Genomic DNA, 1,589 nt, shown 5'->3' with positions numbered 1-1,589 from the left:
CTCGGCGCCAGGCCGCCCGGCGCATCCGGTCTCGGGCCCCGCCCCCGCCGGGCAAGCGGGACGGCCGGACCGGCCGTCCCGCGGCGGCGGGGTCAGCAGCGCGGGGCCACGTAGCCGTCGCTGCCGGTGTAGATGTACGCGTCGGAGACGTACTGGCCGCTGCCGATGTTGTCCCAGATGGACGAGGTGCCGTACGGGCCCGTCACCCGCGTGCCCGTCGTCTGGCAGGTGATGCGGACCCTGGAGCCCGCGGCCAGCACCCGCACGATCGCGTAGCCGGTGCCGGGGCCGCTGCGGACGTTCAGCCGGTAGCCGGGAGCCACCGGGTAGGTGGCCGCGGCCGCCGTGGTGACGGCCTCCGCGGTGTCCTTGCCGCCCTCGCCCGCGATCTCCTGTGTCTGGTCGACCGACATGAGAAAACCTCCCCCGTTGCACCCCACGTCTGTCGTGGGGGTCACGTTGATTCCCCGGGAACCCGCCCCGAAACACCAGTTCTCCCTTCGCACACGAAGGCGGCGGCGCCGCCTGGGTCCCGCACATCCCATCGACTAGGCTCCGAGCGTCGCGCGCTGACGAACAGCACGGGGGTGGTTCCATGGCGTCGCAGCGGAACACCGGGGCGGGCGCCGAAGCGGAACTTCCGGAGTACGCCGGTCACTACCGTCTGGAATCGTGTCTGGGCTCGGGCGGCATGGGTGTCGTCCATCTGGCCCGGAGCACCTCCGGCATGCGCGTCGCGGTGAAGGTCGTGCACGCCCGGTATGCCATGGACCCCGAGTTCAGGGGGCGGTTCCGGCAGGAGGTGGCTGCGGCGCGGCGGGTGAGCGGGGCCTTCACGGCACCGGTCGTCGACGCCGACCCGGAGGCCAGGCGACCCTGGATGGCCACCTTGTACATCCCCGGCCCCACCCTCTCCGAGCAGGTGAAGCGGAACGGCCCGATGGACCCGGACCAGTCCCGTCGGCTGATGGCGGGGATGGCGGAGGCGCTGCGCGACATCCACCGGGTCGGGGTGGTGCACCGGGACCTGAAGCCGAGCAACGTCCTGCTCGCCGACGACGGCCCGAAGGTCATCGACTTCGGTATCTCCCGGCCGCGGGACAGCGAACTGCGCACCGAGACCGGCAAGTTGATCGGAACACCGCCGTTCATGGCGCCCGAGCAGTTCCGGCGGCCCCGTGAAGTGGGGCCCGCCGCCGACGTGTTCGCCCTCGGCTCGCTCATGGTGCACGCGACGACCGGACGCGGCCCGTTCGACTCCGACAGCCCGTACGTCGTCGCCTACCAGGTGGTGCACGACGAACCCGACCTGACCGGCGTACCGGAGTCGCTGGCGCCGCTGGTGCTGCGGTGCCTCGCCAAGGAGCCCGACGACCGGCCCACGCCGGACGAACTCATGCGCGAGCTGCGGTCGGTGGCCGCGGCCTACGACACCCAGGTGTTCATCCCGCCGCCCCGGACACCGGACGAGGAGCGGACGGAGGCCCCGGCGGACGGCCCGGAGGCAGAGCGGGAGCGGGGAACGGCACCGGCGGCGGCTGCGGAGCGGGCACCGGCGGACGGCGCCGGGGAGCGGCCGGCGCGGCGCC

General features: G+C 73.3%; 2 protein-coding genes. One reads left to right on the top strand and one right to left on the bottom strand.

Features of this window, described 5'->3' with window-relative positions:
- Positions 1 to 92: 92 nt before the first annotated feature.
- A complete protein-coding gene (locus tag G3I53_RS12585) occupies positions 93 to 413 on the bottom strand; it encodes an SH3 domain-containing protein (protein WP_164336633.1) in 321 nt (106 codons plus the stop codon).
- A 182-nt stretch (positions 414 to 595) separates the two neighbouring features.
- On the opposite strand from G3I53_RS12585, the gene G3I53_RS12580 reads away from it, so the two are divergent.
- Positions 596 to 1,589, top strand: a 994-nt coding sequence (locus tag G3I53_RS12580; RefSeq protein ID WP_239063834.1) for a serine/threonine-protein kinase, incomplete at its 3' end; no start/stop codon positions are given.

This window comes from Streptomyces sp. SID14436, assembly GCF_010548465.1.
Taxonomy (GTDB): Bacteria; Actinomycetota; Actinomycetes; order Streptomycetales; family Streptomycetaceae; genus Streptomyces.
Note: the sequence above shows the minus strand (reverse complement) of the source record. Positions and strands in the feature narration are given on the sequence as shown.

Bases quoted from the DNA above. Each gene is read 5' to 3' on its own strand.
- G3I53_RS12585 (WP_164336633.1), bottom strand. From the start codon at position 413: ATGTCGGTCGACCAGACACAGGAGATCGCGGGCGAGGGCGGCAAGGAC.